At 76.2% G+C, this 18,181-nt stretch carries 15 protein-coding genes; 5 read left to right on the plus strand and 10 right to left on the minus strand.

From position 1 onward, the window contains the following. The first annotated feature begins 40 nt into the window (after positions 1-40). The 3 genes from O2W16_RS07695 to O2W16_RS07705 all read left to right on the plus strand — a co-directional run bounded on the left by O2W16_RS07695 (position 41) and on the right by O2W16_RS07705 (position 2,256). Entirely contained in the window at positions 41-1,039 is a 999-nt protein-coding gene (locus tag O2W16_RS07695) for an SDR family oxidoreductase (protein WP_269158226.1), read from the plus strand. A 35-nt stretch (positions 1,040-1,074) separates the two neighbouring features. Next, positions 1,075-1,419: a hypothetical protein gene (locus O2W16_RS07700; RefSeq protein ID WP_269158227.1), complete on the plus strand. Its 345-nt coding sequence runs from the start codon at positions 1,075-1,077 to the stop codon at positions 1,417-1,419. Positions 1,420-1,497: 78 nt separating this feature from the next. Beyond that, positions 1,498-2,256, plus strand: a complete 759-nt coding sequence (locus tag O2W16_RS07705) for an SDR family NAD(P)-dependent oxidoreductase (RefSeq protein ID WP_269158228.1) — start codon at positions 1,498-1,500, stop codon at positions 2,254-2,256. On the opposite strand, the gene O2W16_RS07710 is transcribed toward O2W16_RS07705, so the two are convergent. The 8 genes from O2W16_RS07710 to hpnC are packed head-to-tail and all read right to left on the minus strand — an operon-like array spanning position 2,226 to position 12,637. Further along, positions 2,226-4,070 (minus strand): 1-deoxy-D-xylulose-5-phosphate synthase, encoded by a 1,845-nt coding sequence (locus tag O2W16_RS07710; RefSeq protein WP_269158229.1) that lies wholly within the window; start codon positions 4,068-4,070, stop codon positions 2,226-2,228. The two genes, O2W16_RS07705 and O2W16_RS07710, sit on opposite strands and share 31 nt — an antisense overlap. Next, the gene (gene hpnH, locus O2W16_RS07715; protein ID WP_269158230.1) at positions 4,067-5,071 is read right to left on the minus strand and encodes an adenosyl-hopene transferase HpnH; all 1,005 of its coding nucleotides are present in this window, start codon (positions 5,069-5,071) and stop codon (positions 4,067-4,069) included. Before hpnH ends, O2W16_RS07710 begins: the two co-directional genes overlap by 4 nt. Position 5,072: 1 nt before the next feature. Further along, the gene (gene ispH, locus O2W16_RS07720; protein WP_269158231.1) at positions 5,073-6,575 is read right to left on the minus strand and encodes a 4-hydroxy-3-methylbut-2-enyl diphosphate reductase; all 1,503 of its coding nucleotides are present in this window, start codon (positions 6,573-6,575) and stop codon (positions 5,073-5,075) included. Next, entirely contained in the window at positions 6,572-8,473 is a 1,902-nt protein-coding gene (shc, locus tag O2W16_RS07725) for a squalene--hopene cyclase (protein ID WP_269158232.1), read from the minus strand. The genes ispH and shc overlap by 4 nt, the downstream gene beginning before the upstream one ends. Beyond that, positions 8,474-9,496 (minus strand): polyprenyl synthetase family protein, encoded by a 1,023-nt coding sequence (locus tag O2W16_RS07730; RefSeq protein ID WP_269158233.1) that lies wholly within the window; start codon positions 9,494-9,496, stop codon positions 8,474-8,476. Beyond that, entirely contained in the window at positions 9,493-10,869 is a 1,377-nt protein-coding gene (hpnE, locus tag O2W16_RS07735) for a hydroxysqualene dehydroxylase HpnE (protein WP_269158234.1), read from the minus strand. Before hpnE ends, O2W16_RS07730 begins: the two co-directional genes overlap by 4 nt. Further along, positions 10,866-11,756, minus strand: a complete 891-nt coding sequence (hpnD, locus tag O2W16_RS07740) for a presqualene diphosphate synthase HpnD (protein WP_269158235.1) — start codon at positions 11,754-11,756, stop codon at positions 10,866-10,868. Before hpnD ends, hpnE begins: the two co-directional genes overlap by 4 nt. After that, entirely contained in the window at positions 11,753-12,637 is an 885-nt protein-coding gene (hpnC, locus tag O2W16_RS07745) for a squalene synthase HpnC (RefSeq protein ID WP_269158236.1), read from the minus strand. Before hpnC ends, hpnD begins: the two co-directional genes overlap by 4 nt. A 144-nt stretch (positions 12,638-12,781) precedes the next feature. Here hpnC and O2W16_RS07750 point away from each other — a divergent pair, with 144 nt between their 5' ends. Further along, positions 12,782-14,194, plus strand: a complete 1,413-nt coding sequence (locus tag O2W16_RS07750; RefSeq protein WP_269158237.1) for a PucR family transcriptional regulator — start codon at positions 12,782-12,784, stop codon at positions 14,192-14,194. Between the two features lie 86 nt (positions 14,195-14,280). Here the strand turns inward: O2W16_RS07750 and O2W16_RS07755 are convergent, their stop codons facing one another. Beyond that, positions 14,281-15,654: a DMT family transporter gene (locus tag O2W16_RS07755; protein WP_269158238.1), complete on the minus strand. Its 1,374-nt coding sequence runs from the start codon at positions 15,652-15,654 to the stop codon at positions 14,281-14,283. A gap of 69 nt (positions 15,655-15,723) precedes the next feature. Between O2W16_RS07755 and O2W16_RS07760 the strand changes: the two genes are divergently transcribed. Then, complete coding sequence (locus tag O2W16_RS07760; protein ID WP_269158239.1) at positions 15,724-16,794, plus strand: DMT family transporter; 1,071 nt, start codon at positions 15,724-15,726, stop codon at positions 16,792-16,794. Here O2W16_RS07760 and O2W16_RS07765 read toward each other — a convergent pair. Beyond that, positions 16,784-18,058, minus strand: coding sequence for a glycosyltransferase (locus tag O2W16_RS07765; protein ID WP_269158240.1), 1,275 nt, complete (start codon positions 18,056-18,058; stop codon positions 16,784-16,786). The two genes, O2W16_RS07760 and O2W16_RS07765, sit on opposite strands and share 11 nt — an antisense overlap. Positions 18,059-18,181: the final 123 nt, after the last annotated feature.

The following is an 18,181-nucleotide window of genomic DNA, read 5'->3' on the forward strand; positions in this document are numbered from 1 at the left end:
GACTGCCGCGGGACGCACGTGCAGCACGAGAGGAGAGCCCATGAGCGAGGTCGTCGTCGTCACCGGTGCCAGCGCCGGGATCGGCCGGGCCACTGCGGTGGCCTTCGCCCGCCGAGGCGACCGGGTCGCGTTGCTCGCCCGGGGCGAGAAGGGACTGGCGGCCACCGCCGAGGAGGTGCGCGCCGCCGGGGGGACCCCGCTGGTGGTCCGGGTCGACGTCGCCGACGCCGCTGCCGTCGATGCCGCCGCGGACCGGGTCGAGGCCGAGCTCGGGCCGATCGACGTCTGGTGCAACTGCGCCTTCTCCACCGTGTTCGCCCGGTTCGCCGACATCAGCCCCGAGGAGTACGAGCGGGCCACCGCCGTCACCTACCTGGGCTTCGTCAACGGCACCCGGTCGGCCCTGCAGCGGATGCGGTCCCGCGACCGCGGGGTGATCGTGCAGACCGGCTCGGCGTTGGGGTACCGCGGCATCCCGCTGCAGAGCGTCTACTGCGGCGCCAAGCACGCGATCAAGGGGTTCACCGAGTCCCTGCTCACCGAGCTGAAGGACGAGGGGAGCGGTGTGCACCTCACCATGGTCAACGCCCCCGGCGTGAACACCCCGCAGTTCGACTGGGTGCTGAACCGGCTGCCCAAGCGGCCGCAGCCGGTCGCGCCGATCTACGCACCGGAGGTGGTGGCCGGCGCGATGGTGCACGCGGCCGAGCACCCGCGGCGCCGGGCCTGGTACGTGGGGATCCCCACGGCGTACACCGTCCTCGGGGAGAAGGTCTGGCCGCAGTTCATGGACTGGTACCTCGCCCGCACCGGGGTGCAGGGGCAGCTGACCGACCGGGACACCCGGCCCGACGACCCGGTCAACCTGTGGGAGCCCGCCGACGGACCCGACGGCCAGGACTTCGGCGCGCGGAGCCGGTTCGGCGACCAGGCCTGGACCCGGGACCCGCAGGTCTGGGCCAGCCGGCACCACGGGCTGGTCGCGGGGCTCGGCGCCGCCGCGCTGGCCGGGGCCGTGACCCTGCGGCGCCGGCGGTGAACCGGAGCGTGCACCGGAGGAGGACCCGTCGCCGGGTGCTGCCGCTGCTGGTGTCCACCGTGTGCGTCGGCTGGGGAGCCGCACAGCTCCTCCGGCCGGCGGAGGTCACCCGCGCCGTCTGCGCCGGCCGGCGGGAACCGCCGACCTGGGTGGTGCAGGTTCTGGGCGCCCGGCTGGTGGGCCAGTACGTCGCGGTGCTCGTCCGGCCCACCCGCGGGGTGGTGCTCACCGGCGTCGCCGTGGACGTCCTGCACGCGCTCAGCATGGTGCCGGTCGCGGTGTGGTGGCCGGCGTACCGGCGACCGGCGGTGGTCAGCGGCGGGACGTCGGCTGCCGCTGCCGTCCTGGCCGCGGCCGCCGCTGCTCGGGCCGACCGGTGAGCGGATGCGTCCGACGACCGCAGTCCGTCCGCTGATCGCCGGCGGCGGGGCCCGCGCACCCCGGGACGGGTCCGCACCGTGCAGCTGACCGACGCCGTCGTCCTGGTGACCGGGGCGAGCGGCGGGATCGGCGCCGCCACCGCCGAGCTGCTGGCGGCGCGGGGCGCCCGGGTGGTCTGCGCCGGGCGGGACGAGACCGCGCTGACCGCGGTCGCCGCCCGGTTCGGCGGCAGCGTGCTGACCGCGGACCTCCGTGCGCCGGGTGCCGCCGCCGCGCTGGTCGAGGAGGTGCTGACCCGGTACGGCCGGCTGGACGCCGTGGTCGCCAACGCCGGCACCGGGCACGCCGGCGCGGTGGCGGCGATGACCGTGGAGCAGGTGACGTCGCTGGTCGACCTGAACGTCCGGTCGACCCTGCTGCTCGGGCGCGCCGCCGCAGCCGCCTTCACCACCCAGCCGCCGGCCGACCGGGCGATCTGCTTCGTCACCTCGATCGCGGGGGCCGTCGGGGTGCCGGGGGAGAGCGTCTACTCCGCCACGAAGGCCGCCGTCGAGGCGTTCGCGCTGCTGCTCGGGGAGGAGCTGCGCGACCGGCGGGTGCACGTGGGCACGGTGCTGCCCGGCGTCGTGGACACCGCCTTCTTCGACCGCCGCGGCGCCCCCTACGACCGGCGGGTGCCCCGGCCGGTGCCGCCGTCCCGGGTGGCCCGCGCGGTCCTCGACGTGCTCACCGGGCGGCGCCGGCGCGTCGTCGTGCCGCGCTGGCTCGCCCTCCCCGCCTGGCTGGCGGGCGCCGTCCCCGGCCCCTACCGCGCCCTGGCCCGCCGCTTCGGCTGACGGCCCACCTGCGCCGGGCCGAGCGCGGTCAGCACGCGGTGCACCACCCCGTCGACGTCCAAGCCGGCCGTGGCCAGCAGCTCCGCGCGGTCGCCGTGGTCCAGGAACCGCTGGCCCAGACCGAGGGTCTGCGCCGGGGTGGTCACGCCGGCGGCCCGCAGTTCTCGGCAGAACGCGTCGCCGTAGCCGCCGGCCACGCCGTTGTCCTCCAGCGTGACCACCAGCCGGTGGGTGCCGGCGGCGGCCACCAGCGCCGGGTCGACCGGCAGCAGCCAGCGCGGGTCGACGACGGTCGCCGGCACCCCCGCGGTCGCCAGTCGCTCGGCGGCGGCCACCGCGGTGGCTGCCAGCGGCCCGGTCCCGACCAGCAGCACCCGGGACGGCGCCCCGGCCGGGCGGTACAGCACGTCGGCGGTGCCCAGCCGGGCCAGCGCCGGGAGCTGCGGGCCGACCGTGCCCTTCGGGAAGCGCAGCGCCGTGGGCCCGTCGGCGTCGGCCACCGCCTCGGCGAGCAGCTCGGCCAGCGTGCCGGCGTCCCGCGGCGCCGCCACCCGCATGCCCGGCACCATGCCCAGCAGCGACAGGTCCCACATGCCGTTGTGGCTCGCGCCGTCGCTCCCGGTGACCCCGGCCCGGTCGAGCACCAGGGTGACCGGCAGCCGGTGCAGGGCCACGTCCATCAGCAGCTGGTCGAAGGCCCGGTTGAGGAAGGTGGCGTAGACGGCGACCACCGGGTGCAGCCCGGCCATCGCCATGCCGGCCGCGGAGGTCAGCGCGTGCTGTTCGGCGATGCCGACGTCGCGCACCCGGTGCGGGTCGGTGCCGGCCAGCGGGGTCAGCCCGGTGGGGTCCAGCATCGCCGCGGTCAGCGCGACCACCTCGGGCCGGGCGGCGGCGACCTGCTGCAGGGCGGCGGAGAAGACGTCGGTCCAGCTCGACCGCGGGGTGGCGGTGACCGACGCCGGGGCCTTCGCCGGGGCGACGGCGTGCATCCGGTCCGTCTCGTGCTGCTCGGCCGGCCGGTACCCGCGGCCCTTCTCGGTGACGCAGTGCACCACGGTCGGGGTGCGCCGGTCCCGTGCCTCGGTCAGCGCCGCCTCGACCGCGGCGACGTCGTGGCCGTCGACCGGCCCCAGGTAGCCCAGCCCCAGCTGCCCGAACACCGTGGCCCCGGTACTGGTGCCGGTGCCGGGGCGGTGGCGCAGCTCGCGCAGGTGCGCGCCCAGCCCGCCGACGGTGGGCGCGTAGGAGCGGCCGTTGTCGTTGAGCACCACGACGACCGGGCGGCCGGCTGCCGCACCCAGGTTGTTCAGCGCCTCCCAGCTGAGTCCGCCGGTCAGCGCACCGTCGCCGACGACCGCGACCACGTGCCGGTCGTGCTCGCCGCGCAGCGCCAGCCCGGCGGCGAGCCCGTCGGCGTAGGCCAGCGCGGTGGAGGCGTGCGAGTTCTCCACCAGGTCGTGCACGCTCTCCGCCCGGGACGGGTAGCCGGAGAGCCCACCGGTGCGGCGCAGGGTGTCGAACTCCGCGGCGCGGCCGGTGAGCAGCTTGTGCACGTAGGTCTGGTGCCCGGTGTCCCAGAACACCGCGTCCCGCGGGGAGTCGAACACCCGGTGCAGCGCCAGCGTCAGCTCCACCACGCCCAGGTTCGGCCCCAGGTGCCCGCCGGTGCGGCAGACCGAGTCGATGAGCACCGCCCGGATCTCCGCGGCCAGCGCGGCGAGCTCGGCCGGGCCGAGACCGCGCAGGTCCGCCGGGCCGGTGACGTCGGCCAGCCGGTGGACCGCCGGCGGGCCGGCGAAGGTCCCGGTCACAGCGTCGTCGCTGCGCGCAACGACTCCCTCAGCGAGCCCATCGTGGCGAAGACCGCCGAGGGCTCGTACCCGCAATGGGCCATGCAGTTGTCGCAGCGCGGGTCCTTGCCCCGGCCGTAGGCGTCCCAGTCGGTGGTCTCCAGCAGCTCCTGGTAGCTGCTCACGTAGCCGTCGCTCATCAGGTAGCACGGCTTCTGCCAGCCCTTGAGCGAGTAGGAGGGGATGGCCCACGCCGTGCAGGCGAGGTCGACCTTGCCCTCCAGGAAGTCCAGGAAGACCGGGGAGTGGTTGAGCCGCCACTTCTTCCGCCGGTCGTCGCCGAACGCCTTCCGGAACAGCTCCCGGGTCTGCTCGACGCCCAGCCAGTGCTCCTGGTCCGGGGCCTTCTCGTAGGCGAACCCGGGGGAGATCTGCATGTTGTCGATCCCGAGGTCGTCGTTGAGGTAGTCGAGGACCTCGATCACGTCCTGGGGGGTGTCGGTGTCGAAGAAGGTCGTGTTGGTCATGACCCGGAAGCCGGCCTGCTGGGCCTGCTCGATCGCCGCGACCGCCTCGTCGAAGACGCCGTCCTTGCACACCGACTCGTCGTGCCGCTCGCGCAGCCCGTCGATGTGCACCATCCAGGAGAAGTTCTTGTGCGGGGCGAACTTGTGCAGGTGCTTGGGCATCAGCACCGCATTGGTGCACAGGAAGACGATCTTGTTCAGGTCCAGCAGCTGCCGGACGATCTCGTCGATCTCCTTGTGCATCAGCGGCTCGCCGCCGGCGATGGAGACCATCGGGGCGCCGGACTCCACCACGGCGCCGACCGCGTCCTCGACCGACATCCGGCGCTTGAGCATGGAGGCCGGCTCCTGGATCTTCCCGCAGCCGGCGCAGGAGAGGTTGCAGGCGAACAGCGGCTCCAGCTCGACCAGCAGCGCGAACTTGTCCTTGCGCAGCAGCTTCTGCTTGAGCAGGTAGGAGCCCAGACGAGCGGTCTGGCGGAAGGGCATGGCCATGTCAGGAGACCTCCGGGGGGAGCGTGAACGTGACGTCCTCGTCGGTGACGTGCACGTCTTGCACGCGCACCGGACCGAGGCCGGACAGGCAGGTGACGAGTTCGTCGACCAGGTGGGGCGGGGCGGACGCCCCGGCGGACAGACCGATCCGCCCGGCGCCGGCCAGCCAGCGCAGGTCGACCTGGGCGGCGTCCTCGACCAGGTGGGCGGGGCAGCCGGCGCGGCGGGCCACCTCGACCAACCGGACCGAGTTGGAGGAGTTCGCCGAGCCGACCACCAGCACCAGGTCGGCCTGGGCGGCCAGCGCCCGGACGGCCTGCTGGCGGTTGGTGGTGGCGTAGCAGATGTCGTCCCGGCGCGGTGCCCGCAGCGCGGGGAAGCGGTCCCGCAGCACGGCGGCCACCGCCTCCGCCTCGTCGACGGCCAGCGTGGTCTGCACCGCGTAGCTGACCCGCTCGGGGTCGCGGACGGCGACGGTGCGGGCCTGGTCGACGTCGGCGACCACCACGACGTCGTCCGGCGCCTCGCCGACGGTGCCCTCGACCTCCTCGTGCTCGCGGTGGCCGATGAGCAGCACCGTCTCCCCGCGGCGGGCGGCCCGGCGCACCTCGGCGTGCACCTTGCTCACCAGCGGGCAGGTGGCGTCGACCACGGCCAGGCCGCGGTCGGCGGCCGCGGCGTGCACCGCCGGGGCCACCCCGTGCGCGGCGAGCACCAGGGGCGACCCGACCGGGACGTCGTCGACCTCCTCGACGAACACCGCGCCGCGCTGCTCCAGGCTGCGGACGACGTGGGCGTTGTGCACGATCTGCCGGCGCACGTACACCGGGCCCTGGTGCCGCTGCAGCTCCCGCTCCACGGTGTCGATGGCCCGGGTGACCCCGGCGCAGAACGAGCGCGGGCTGGCCAGCAGCACCTCCCGCGGGCCCAGCGCGGCGAGCCACTCGGCCATCGCCGGGGCGGCCGCCCGGAGGGCGCGCAGCGCCGTCAGCCCACGGCCCGGCGTGCCGGGGTGCAGCAGCGGAGCGGTGGGGGTGTCCACGACCGCGCGGACGGCGGCGAACGGTGCACCTCCGGCAGCCGACGCCAGCGGCAGGGTCTCCGTGTCCACCGCCAGCGCGCCGGTGGCGGCCAGTGCGGTGCGCGCTGCGCCGGTGACCACCGAGGGGCTGGTGGCGAGCGTGCCGACGTGCACCGGGAGCCCCCGGCGGGTCAGCGCGCCGGCCAGCAACGGGGCGGCGGGGGAGCAGACCGTCGTCGTCCCGTCGGTGACCTGGTCGGCGACCACCAGGTCACCGGGGCGCAGGTCGGGGGAGAGCGCGCCGGCGACGCCGGCGACCAGCACCGGCCCGGCCGCGCGGTCCCGGGCCCAGGCCGACGACCGCGCCCCGCGGCCGGTGCGCACCACCGGGGTGCCGGGCAGCGCGGGGGCGACCGCGGCGTGCTCGGTGCGCAGCGGGGTGGCGACCACCGGGGCCACCGCGTGGTCGGCCGCCCCGTTCACCGGGATGCCTCCAGGTGGCGGCCCAGCGCCGAGATCGGGAAGACCAGCCGGTAGAGGTGGTAGTTGATGTAGAAGAAGCCGGGGAACCCGACCCCGGTGAACTGCGGCTCGTCCCAGGTGCCGTCCGGGCGCTGGTGGTCCACCAGCCAGCGCACCCCCCGCTCGACGACCGGGCCGGTCTCGCCGGCGGCCAGCAGCGCCAGCAGCGCCCAGGCGGTCTGCGAGGCGGTCGGCTCGCCCCGGCCCACCCAGGCCGGGTCGGTGTAGGAGCGCAGGTCCTCGCCCCAGCCGCCGTCGGCCTGCTGGTGGGCGGCCAGCCAGGCCACCGCCCGGCGGACGACCGGTGCCTGGGCCGGGGTGCCGGTGGCGATCAGCGCCGGGACGACGGCACCGGTGCCGTAGAGGTGGTTGGCGCCCCAGCGGCCGTACCAGGAGCCGTCGGCCTCCTGGTGGTCCAGCAGCCACTGCACCCCGCGGCGGCATTCGGTCGACCCGGCCCGGCCCTCCGCGGCGAGCATCTCCACCACGTGCGCGGTCACGTCGGCCGACGGCGGGTCGGTGAGGTTGCCGAAGTCGCAGAACGGCAGCCGGGCGGGCATCGAGCCGGTGTTGTCGGCGTCGAAGGCGCCCCAGCCGCCGTCCCGGCTCTGCATGCCCAGCGTCCACGCCACGCCCCGGTCCAGCGCGGCGCGCAGCCGGCCGGGGTCGGGGACGGCGGCCCGGCGAAGCGCGAGCACCACCTCCGCGGTGTCGTCGGTGTCGGGGTAGACGTCGTTGGCGAACTCGAACGCCCAGCCGCCCGGGGCCAGGTCCGGACGGCGCACGGCCCAGTCACCGCGCACCCGCACCTCCTCACCGAGCAGCCACTCCGCGGCCCGCAGCACCGCGGGGTCGTCGGCCGGCGTCCCGGCGTCCCGGAGTGCGGTCACCGCCAGCCCGGTGTCCCACACCGGTGACTGGCACGCCTCCAGCCGGCGGACGACGCCGTCAGGGGTCTCCTCCCGCACGACGAAGCCCTCCAGCCCGGCCAGGCCGGCGCGCATCGCCGGGTGGTCCAGGGCGTAGCCCTGCACGTGCAGGGCCAGCAGCGAGTACACCCACGGTGGCTGGATGCCGCCCCAGCCGCCGTCGGCCTCCTGGCGGGCCAGCACCCACTCGACCGCCTTGGCGATCGCGGTCCGCCGCAGCCAGCCCACCGGGTGCCGGCCGTAGGCGGCCAGCACGCGGTCCAGCCGCTGGAACGCCCCGGCCCAGGTCCACGGCCGGTCGAAGGGCGCCGGCTTCGCACCGCTGCGCAGCGCGTCGACGCCGAACGGCACCGGGTGCACCGGCCGGGCACTGCCCACGACGGTCAGGGGCACCACCGTGCCCCGCGCCCAGCAGCCCCAGTCGTAGACGTTCAGCGGCACCGACGGCGGCAGCAGCACCAGCTCCGGCGGCATCACCGGCAGCTCGTCCCAGGACCAGAGCCCGACCAGCGCCAGCCAGATGCGGGTGAACACCCGGCTGCGCTCCACCCCGCCCAGCGCGGTGACCACCTCGGCCGCCCGGGCCATGTGCGGGTCGGTCGCAGCGTCACCGGCCAGCCGCAGCGCGACCCAGGCCTCCACCGTGGTGGACAGGTCGGCCGGGCCCCCGGCGAAGGTCGCCCAGCTGCCGTCGGCGCGCTGCTGGGAGCGGATCCAGCGGGCCGCCTCCGTGGTCTCCTGCGCGGTGCGGATGCCGAGGAACTCCCGCATCAGCAGGTCCTCGGCGTCCATGGTCACGTTGGTCTGCAGCTCGCCCTTCCACCACCCGTCGGGGTGCTGGAGGCCGCGCAGATGTGCCACGGCGCGGTCCAGTGCGGTGGCCGGGTCGCCGACGGCGGGGTCGCTCGGGCGTGCGGTGGTGGCGGTCATTCAGCACTCCCTCCGGGTGAGCCAGCGGCCCAGTTCCAGCAGTTCGCCGTGCGGGGCCGGGGGCAGCGGCAGGCCGTCGAGCTCCGCGGCCGCCCGGTCCAGGTGCTCCTCGGCGGTGGCCTCCGCCCAGGCCCGGGCGCCGGTGGCCGCCACCAGGTCGGCGGCCCGGTGCAGGTCCGGCTCGGTGTCACCGGCCGGGTCGGTGGCGTACCACCGGCCCAGCTCGGCGGCGGCCGGGCCGTCGGCGGCCAGCGCACGGGTGACCGGCAGCGACTTCTTCCGCGCCCGCAGGTCGGCCAGCACCGGCTTGCCGGTGGTGGCCGGGTCACCCCAGATGCCGAGCAGGTCGTCGACCAGCTGGAACGCCGTGCCCAGGTGCCGCCCATGGGCGTCCAGCGCGGCGACCAGCTCCGACGGGGCACCGGCGAGCACCGCGCCGATGGCGCAGCTGGCGCCCAGCAGGGACCCGGTCTTCCCGGTGACCATGCCGAAGCACTCGTCCAGGGTGATCGAGGACCGCCGCTCGAAGGCCAGGTCGGCGACCTGGCCGCGGATCAGCTCGGCCGTGGCCGCGGTCAGGCAGCGGGCGGCGGCCGCGGCGTGCGGCGACCCACTGTCCAGCACGACCTCCTGGGCCAGCCCCTGCAGCGCGTCGCCGGTGAGGATCGCGCACGGCACGCCCCACAGCGACCAGACCGTGCGCCGGTGCCGCCGCTCGTGGTCGTGGTCCATCACGTCGTCGTGCAGCAGGGAGAAGTTGTGCACCAGCTCGACCGCAACGGCTCCGGGCAGCCCGACGCTGCAGTCGGCCCCGGCCAGCTCGGCGGAGAGGACGGCGAGCGCCGGGCGCACCGCCTTGCCGCCACCGGTGGCCCGCGGGGTGCCGTCCGCCTCGGTCCAGCCCAGGTGGTACGAGGCAACCTCCCGGGTGTCCGGGTCCAGCCGGTCGACCGCGGTGCGCAGCTGCGGCTGCACCTGCGACCGGCAGCGCCCCAGGGTCTCCGGGGACAGGACGGCGGTCATGCCGCACCCACCACGTCGGCCCGGTCCTGCTGCGCACCGGCGCGCTCGTCGAGCACGCGGGCTGCTGTCTCACCGCTGCGCACGGCACCCTCCATCGTCGATGGCCACCCGGTGGCCGTCCAGGCGCCGGCCAGCACCAACCCGGGTCGCGTGGTCGCCGCCGCCGGACGGCGGTCGGCCTGGCCCGGGGCGGGGTCGACGGTCGCCGCCGGTTCCCGGGTGACGAAGCCGTCCAGCACCCGCGCCGACCGGGCGGCCGGGAGCAGGTCGGCCAGCGCGGCCTGCATCTGCGCGGTCAGGGCAGCGGCCCGGGTCCGGACCGTCTCCTGCGCCGCGGACAGCGAGACGACCAGGTACTGGCCCGAGCGCACCCCGGCCGAGGCGGTGCGGTCGAAGACCCACTGCACGGGACTGCCCACCGCGGCCAGGAACGGCACGTCGAGCACCGGCCGGTCGTAGTGCAGGTGGACGTTCACGATCGGCACCGCCCCCAGCCGTCCGGCCCACCCCGGGGACAGCGGCACCGCCCCGGCGGGCAGGAGGTCCTCCACCACCGCGGGCGGCGCGGCCAGCACCACGGCGTCGACCTCGTGCTCGGTCCCGCCGCGCTCGGTGACCACCCAGCCGTCCCCGGCGGCACGCAGGGCCTGCACCCGGGCGCCGGTGCGCACCTGGCAGCCGGCCTCCTCCAGCGCCCGCCGGGCCGCGGTGCCGTGCAGCTCGCCCAGCGGCGCCTCCGCCCAGCCGATGTCCGCGCCGGCCGGGTCCTCCAGCAGCGCCGTCCGGAAGACCGTCGCGGCCAGCGCCAGGGAGGCCCCGGTCGCCGGGGCGTTGAGCGCCGCCACCCCGATCAGGTCCCACAGGGCCGCGACCGTGCGGTCGTTCTGCCCGTGGGCGGTGAGCCAGTCGGCGAAGGTCCCCGCGTCGAGGTCGGGGTCCGCGGGGTCCAGCTGCCGCAGGGCCAGGCCTGCCCGGGCGGCCCGCACCCGGTCGGCGGGGGAGAGCAGCCGGTGGCCGGCGAGCATCCGGCCCAGGGCCAGCGGTGCGGGGCCGGCCGTCCGGCGCAGCGTGGCCCGCACCGGCCGGCCCGACGGCGCGGGGCGCAGCACGGGGATGGACATCCGGTCCTGCAGGACCACCTGGTCGGCCACGCCCAACCGGTCCAGCAGCGCCCGGTAGGAGGTGCAGCAGCGCAGGAACACGTGCTGGCCGGAGTCGACCGGCCGGTCGCCGCGGGAGAACGAGCCGGCCAGCCCGCCCAGCCGCGGCCGGCTCTCCAGCAGGGTCACCCGATCGCCGCGGTCGGCCCGGGCGAGGGCGGCCGCGGTGCCGGCCAGGCCACCACCGACCACCGCCGTCCGGCGGCCGCTCATGTCCGTCCCACCAGCGCTCGGCCGGCGACCAGCGCCTTCTCGCGGCCGGACAGCGCCAGCCGCCGGTCGAACACCGACTCCGGCTGCGCGGCGATCCGCTCGGTGAGCCGCCGGTAGATGCCGGACATGGCCAGGCAGCAGGCGGCGCTGCGCCGGTCCAGCAGGGGGACCAGCCGCAGCCCGTCGTCGTACCAGGTGGTCGCCCGCCGGCACGCCGACCGGATGAGCGCCGAGAGCGCACCGTCGTCGTCGACCAGCTCGCCGGACTCGTCCAGGCGGAGGTCGACCCCGAACCGGTCCAGGTCCTCCTGCGGCAGGTACACCCGCCCGTTCAGCAGGTCCTCGCGGACGTCCCGCAGCACGTTGGTCTGCTGCAGCCCGATGCCCAACTGGTCGGCGTAGCCGGGGGCCCGCGGGTCGGGCCGGCTGCCGAAGACGCCCAGGCACAGCCGCCCGACCGAGCCGGCCACGCACCGGCAGTAGCCGACCAGGTCGGTGAAGGTCGCGTACCGCAGCCCGGCGGTGTCCATCGCGACGTCCTTCTCCACCCCGTCGACCAGCTCCCCGAAGGCGTCCAACGGGATGGGGTAGCGCCGGGCGGCGTCCGACAGCGCGAGCAGCACCGGGTCGGCGAGGTCCCGGCCCGCGGTCAGCTGGTCCACCGCGGCGCGCACGGCCGCCAGCCGGGCGGCCTTCTCCGCCGCCGGCAGGTCGCCGTCGCCGATGTCGTCGATCCGCCGGGCGAGGGCGTAGACCGCGCAGAGCACCGCCCGCTTGTCCGGCGGCAGCAGCCGGATGCCGTAGTGGAAGTTGCGGGCCTGGTCCCGGGTGATCTCCTCGCAGGCGGTGTAGGCCTCGGTCAGCGTCGGGTTCACCGTCGGGTTCATCGCCGGCCCCCGGCCAGGGCACGCACCAGGTGCGCCAGCACGTCCCGGCGCCGGGTCCGGGCCGGCTGCCCCAGTACATCGCCGCGCACCCGCCGGACGGCGTCCACCGCAGCCCGGCCACCGGCCAGGTAGCCGGCGACGGCCGGCCGGGCCCAGCCGTGCAGCGACGCGACCAGGGGGCCGCCGGCGTCCAGCAGGTCGTCGACCCGGTCGGCCTCGTGCAGCACCAACCGGCGCAACGCAGGTGAGGCGGTCGCGGCGTCGAGGTCGTCCTCGGGCACGCCGAAGGCGGTCAGGTCCTCCGTCGGCAGGTAGACCCGGCCGGCCCGCCGGTCCTCGCCCACGTCCTGCAGGTGCTCCACGACCTGCAGACCCGCGCAGACCCGGTCGGAGAGCTGCTGGCGCGCCGGGTCCGCGGCGTCGAACAGGTGCAGGACCAGGGTGCCGATGGGTGCCGCGGACAGCTCGCAGTAGTCCAGCAGGTCCGCGAAGCTCGCGTACCGGTTCACCTGCTGGTCCTGCAGGTTGGCCTGGACGAGCTGCTGGAACGGCTCCGGCGGGAGCTCCCGCCGGCGGACCACCGGGACCAGCCGGCCCAGCACCGCGCGGTCCGGCGTCCCCGTGGTCCAGACCGTCGCCAGGTCGTCGGCGAAGTCCCGCAGCGCTGTCGTGCGGCCGTCCGCGGTGGTCACCGGCAGCTCGTCGCCGAGGTCGTCGATCGTGCGGACGACGTCGTAGACCGCCTGCAGGTCCTGCCGCAGCGTGGCCGGCAGCAACCGCAGCGCCACCGGGAAGTTCTCGGCGCGTTCGAGGTCGCGCAGGTCCCCGCGGACGGTCCCGGACGGGGCGACCGCGGGGAACCGGGTCCCAGGGGATGACATGGGACCGAGGATCCGTCCGGATCCGGTCCGGTGTCTGCTCACCCGGAGGCGGAATCGGCGCGGACGAGTTGTCGCCAGGTGACAAGACCGGTGTACTGGACCCAGGTCGGAGCCAACGATCCAGCTGCCACTCCACGGAGCAGGATGACCCCCTTCATGGCCGAGTCGCCGCTGGTGCGGCTCCTGCCCGCGCTCCTCGCCGGGGTCCCCGACATGCTGGCCGGGGTCACCCGTGCGCTGGCCGAGGTCGACCAGGGCTACGCCGACTTCTTGGCGCGCGGCCGCGCCGAGGCCGTTCCCTCGGCGGAGCTGGCGATCCGCCGGCTGGTCTGGGGGGCCGAGCAGGCGTCGCGCCCCGACCGCTCCGGGGCAGCCGCGCCGCCGCCCGACGGCCGCCGGGCGGAGGGGCCGCCAGGGGACGAGGAGATCTGGTCGCTGTTCGGTGAGCTCGGGCGGGAACAGCGGCGCTGCGACCTGCCGGTCGGCGACCTGCTGTCGGCCTACCAGGCCGGGGGACGTGCGGCGTGGCGGCACATCGCCGCCACCGCGGTGGCCGGCCGGCTGCCGGCCGCCGCCCTCGCTGCGCTCGCGGAGGAGCTGTTCTCCCTCGTCGACCACCTGGGGGCGGTGACCATCGCCGGCTACGTCGCCGAGCAGGTGGGCGCGGCGGACCTGCGCGAGGAACTGCGTGACGCGCTGGCCGAGCGCCTGCTGTCCGACCGTGCGGACGGCGGGGCGGTCGAGGTGGCGGCCCGTCGGGCGAACTGGCCGCTGCCCGCCGGAGCGGCCGTGGTGTTCGTCCAGCCGGACGACCACGCCGGGCGGCAGTCGCTCGCCCGGCTGGGCAGCGACTGTCTCCAGCTCCGGCGCACCCCGCTGCCCGGTGCGATCGTCCCGGACCTCGCCGCCCCCGGACGGCGGAAGAGGCTGGAGGCAGCACTGCGCGGGTGCACCGCGCTGGTCGGGCCGGTCGTGGAGCTGCGCCGGCTGCCGGAGAGCGCCCGGCTCGCCGAGGCCGCCGTCCGGACGCTGCCGCCCCGGCGGCCGGAGGACGGCCCGGTCTTCGTGGACGAGCACCTGGACACGTTGATCGTCCACCGCGACCCCGAGCTCCTCGAGGCGCTGCGGCAGCAGGTCCTGCGCCCGCTGGCCGAGGCTGCACCGGCGAGCCAGGAGGCGTTGCGGCAGACGCTGCGTTCCTGGCTGACCCACATGGGCAACCGGCGGGCGGTCGCCGACGAGCTCGGCATCCACCCGCAGACGGTGCGGTACCGGCTGGGACGGCTGCAGGAGCTGTTCGGTCCGGCCCTGGAGGACCCGGCCGGCCGCTTGCAGATGCTGCTGGCGCTGGCCTGGGAGCCGACGTGCCCGGACACCCCCCGGCGGTCGGCGCCGCCGGCCGGGACGGCCCGCCGGACCGCTGCGGCGCGCAGGACACGGCCGTCGGCGGCCGGTGACCCCCCGGTCGTCCCGGTGCTGCGCAGCGGGCGGACGGGGCCCGACGCAGGCCCGGTCGCCGCACCGGCGCCCCCGCGCCGGGCCGGCTCCGCCCGGTGACCGGAGGGTCTCGTCACCGGCGGAGGAGCGGGCCGGGCAGCACGGACACCGGCACCCCGCGGGGTCGCGCCTGACGCGCTGCCGGCTCAGCCGCTCCGGCGCTCGGAGGCCACCGCACGGCGCTGGGTGTCCGCTCGCTCGCGGAGCGTCGCGGCCTCGGCGGCGAGCCGCCGGTCCCGGGCCCGGGCCTCCTCCTCGTAGCGCTCCAGGGTGGCCGCCAGGTCGTCGCGGACCTCCCGCCGCGCCGGCGTGGTCGAGCCACTGCGCCCGCCGTCGCCGGCCGGCCGCTCGGGCATCGGCGTGCCGGCCTGCTCGGCCGCCTGCTCTGCGGACTCCACGGCGGCCCGCCCCCCGGCGTCGGCCAGCTGCTCCAGTGCTGCGTCCAGCCGGGGGACCAGTTCGTCGAGGCGCCGCAGCCGGCGGTCGACGGCCGCCGCTCCCGGCGGCCGGGTCCGGGTGCGGCACTCCTCCAGCCAGGACACCTCGTCGGTCAGGTCGTGCAGCAGCTCCTCGACCTCCCGTTCGGTCTCCGCGACCTCCTCATCCGCCGCCTTCCGGGCGATCACCTCGGCCTGCCCGGTGACCAGCGGCGAGGTGGCCAACAGGTAGATGCCCACCGTCATCACGGCCAGGGCGATCAGGAAACCGGTGAGCGGGAGCACCCCTACGGCCAGCGCGGTACCCAGCACGACGACGCTGATCCCGATCGCGGCCAGCGGCTCCGTGGCGGCCAGCGCCGGGTAGGACGCGGCCAGCGGGGCCATCTCGTAGGCGCTCTGTGCCAGCAGGGTGCCGCCGACGGCGGTGACCGCGACGGCGTAGGTGGTCCAGGAGCCCAGCAGCCCGCTGATGCCGTCGTCCAGGAAGTGGCTCACGGCCACGTGGGTGAACGCCGACTGCAGCGCGAACAGCATGCCCGCACCGGCCCCGAGCATCGGCGCCTCCCGGGCGGGGGCGAGCTTGCGGGCGATCACCACCAGCCCGCCCACCACCGATCCGATCACCGCGAGCACGACCAGCCACTGCCAGACCGGCGGCTCGACGTCCGCCCCCTCCTGCGGGCGCGCGATGACCAGGAAGCCGGCCAGGCCACCGGCGGTGGCCAGCATGCCGAGCCAGTCGCGCAGCGTGAAGCGCTGCCGGGCCCAGACCGCCGAGATGGGGAGGGCGAACAGCAGCCGGGCCACCAGCAGCGGTTGCACCAGTGCCACCGTGCCCATGCCCAGCGCCGCCCCGCTGAACAGGTTGCCGACGACGGCGGTGCCCACCCCGATCAGCCACGGTGGCTGGCGCACCAGCCACCACAGCAGGCTGAGCCGCAGCGTCTTGCCGGGCGGGGCGGTGAACGCGACCCGTTGCTGCACCACCGATCCGATGCCGAACAGGAGGGCGGCGCCGAGTGCCAGCAGGTAGACGGTCACGGCGAGCGGGGTACCCCGCTCGGCGGCGGGGTAAGGCACCGCAGGCATGTTCCGGCGGGCCTTGTGTGGTTGTCCCGGTCGGTGTCCGTTCCCGTTCCAGGAGGCCTCGTGGTCATCGCCGTCATCGCCGCCATCGCGGCCGGGGCCTGCTTCGCGGCCGCCGGGGTCCTGCAGCAGCGCGCGGCCAGCAGGCTGGACTCCGACGAGTCGCTGTCTCCCGGGCTGCTCCGCGACCTGGCCCGGCAGCGGCTGTGGGTGATCGGGATCAGCCTGGCGGTGCTGTCCTACGGTTTCCAGGGCCTCGCGCTGGCCAACGGGCCGCTGTCGCTCGTCCAGCCGTTGATCGTCATGGAGGTCGTCTTCGCGCTGCCGGTCGCCGCCCGGCTGCACGGCATGCGGATGCAGGCCCGGGACTGGCTGGGTGCACTCATGGTCACCGCCGGGCTCGCCGTGGGGCTCGCCGCTGCGTCACCCTCGGCGGGCACGACCGAGGCACCGCTCGGCGACTGGCTGTTCCTGCTGCTCGCGGTGGGCGTCCTCGTCGTCGCAGCGCTGGTCTTCGGCCGGCGGCGGAAGGGGCCGTTGCGGGCCACGATGTTCGCGCTGGCCGGGGCGTCGGTGATGGGCACCCAGTCCGCGCTGTTCGACGCCACCATCGACCGGTTCAGCGACGGCTTCGCCGCGGTCTTCACCGCCTGGCAGACCTACCTGCTGGTGGTCGCCAGCATCGGCGGGTTGCTGCTCATCCAGAGCGCGTTCAACAGCGGACCGCTGGCGGCGAGCATGCCGGTGATCGACGCCGTCGAGCCGGCCGTGGCCGTGACCATCGGCGTGCTCCTCTTCGGCGAGTCACTGGCCCCCGGGCTGGGCCGGCACCTGCTGGCCGCGGCCGGTGCCGCGGTCGCGCTCGCCGGGATCGTCCTGCTCGACACCTCACCGCTGACCAAGCGACTGCACCAGTCGGAGGAGGACGGCGAAGAGGACGGCGAGGAGGACGGGGAGGAGGACGGGGACGGCGCCGGCCGGGGTGAGGGCGAGACCGGCGGCGAGCGGGCCCCCACCGCGGTGGCCAGCGTGATCCGGCCGTCCCCGATCGCGGACGTGACCACTGCGGGGTCCGGTGCCACCCGGCCCCGCCAGCTGCGGGCACCGTCGCGGCGCGGGTGGGTCAGGCGCTGAGCCGGGGAGCGGTCGAACTGGCGGCCGCCGCGGCACGCCACACCGGCAGGAGGTCCTCGCGGACGACGTCGGACCACCGCGGCACGGTGCGCTCGACGGTCCGCCGGGCGGCCTCGCCGATCCGGGCACGGCGCGCGCCGTCGGTCAGCAGCGGGCGCAGCGCGGCCGCCCAGGCGTCCGCGTCGTCCCTGTCGACCAGCACGCCGTCCTCCCCGGGCGCGGTCAGCCACTGGGCGGTGCGCTCCCCGGCGGGCAGCACCACCGGCAGCCCGGCGGCCATCGCCTCGAGGACCACGTTGCCGGCGGTCTCGCTGCGGGAGGGGAAGGCGAACACGTCGCAGCCGGCGTAGACCCGGGCCAGCTCGGCCTGGGGCAGGTGCCCCAGGTGCGTCACCGCGGGGCCCAGCAGCCGGCGGACCGGGGCCACCGCCGCTCCGTCGCCGGCGAGCACCAGCTGCACGGGGACACCGGCGCGGTGCAGCCGGTGCACCGCCTCGGCCAGCAGCGGTGCGCCCTTGGAGACGTCGACCCGGCCGGCGAAGAGCACTCGCGGCCCGGTGGGGGACAGGCCGTACGCCTCACTGAGCCACTGCCGGTCGCCGTCCCCGCGGGAGAACAACCGGGTGTCCAGGCCGCGGCGCAGCCGGGACACCACGGTGCCCGGGGCCGCAGCGGTGAACTCCGCGGCGTCGTCCGGGCTGGAGGCCAGCACGTGGCTGCACGCGCGCAGCAGCCGGTCGCGCCGGCGGCGCGCGAGCCGGGCCACCACCGCCTCGGGCCCGAAGCGGTCCAGCTGGTCGCCCACCACCGCGGGCAGCCGCCGGACCACCTGGCGGGTGTACAGCGCGGCCAGCGCCGGGACGTCGGTGTGCACCGACCCCACCAGCGCGGGCCGGTACCGGTCCTGCAACCGCAGCGCGGTGGCGGTGAACGCGAAGGAATGGGTGGCGTGCCAGACCTGGTGCCCCGGCAGCCGCCGGGCCAGCCCGGGGTGGAACGGGGTCAGGTCGGAGCCGTCGACGCCACCGACCAGGCCCTGCACGGAGGAGCTGGTCAGCACCGGGCGCAGCGCGACGAACCGGACGTTGTCGGCGATCGGATCGGTGCCGGGCGGGGCGCCGAGCACGTACACCGTCAGGTCCACCCCCGGCATCCCCGCGACCGCACCGGCCAGCCGCTCCCAGCACTTCACGTGCCCCCCGGACGCCGGACCGCGGACCAGCTCGACCAGCACGGCGACCGAGAGCGGGGTGGCGGGGGGCACGGGGTGTTCCTATCCCGCCGACCGCCACCCGACCACCCGGGACGCATCCGTTGCCCGGCCCGGCGTGACGTGTTTCGATGGCCCGGTCCGGCGGTCCGTGCTGAGCAGAGGCAGTCATGCCGC

The sequence above is a fragment of the Modestobacter sp. VKM Ac-2984 genome, assembly GCF_026967985.1.
GTDB lineage: Bacteria > Actinomycetota > Actinomycetes > Mycobacteriales > Geodermatophilaceae > Modestobacter.

Excerpts from the sequence above, each read along its gene's own strand:
- hpnC (WP_269158236.1), bottom strand. The coding sequence starts at position 12,637 with ATGTCATCCCCTGGGACCCGGTTCCCCGCGGTCGCCCCGTCCGGGACC.
- shc (WP_269158232.1), bottom strand. The coding sequence starts at position 8,473 with ATGACCGCCACCACCGCACGCCCGAGCGACCCCGCCGTCGGCGACCCG.
- hpnH (WP_269158230.1), bottom strand. The coding sequence starts at position 5,071 with ATGGCCATGCCCTTCCGCCAGACCGCTCGTCTGGGCTCCTACCTGCTC.
- hpnE (WP_269158234.1), bottom strand. The coding sequence starts at position 10,869 with ATGAGCGGCCGCCGGACGGCGGTGGTCGGTGGTGGCCTGGCCGGCACC.
- O2W16_RS07730 (WP_269158233.1), bottom strand. The coding sequence starts at position 9,496 with ATGACCGCCGTCCTGTCCCCGGAGACCCTGGGGCGCTGCCGGTCGCAG.
- hpnD (WP_269158235.1), bottom strand. The coding sequence starts at position 11,756 with ATGAACCCGACGGTGAACCCGACGCTGACCGAGGCCTACACCGCCTGC.
- O2W16_RS07695 (WP_269158226.1), top strand. The coding sequence starts at position 41 with ATGAGCGAGGTCGTCGTCGTCACCGGTGCCAGCGCCGGGATCGGCCGG.
- O2W16_RS07750 (WP_269158237.1), top strand. The coding sequence starts at position 12,782 with ATGACCCCCTTCATGGCCGAGTCGCCGCTGGTGCGGCTCCTGCCCGCG.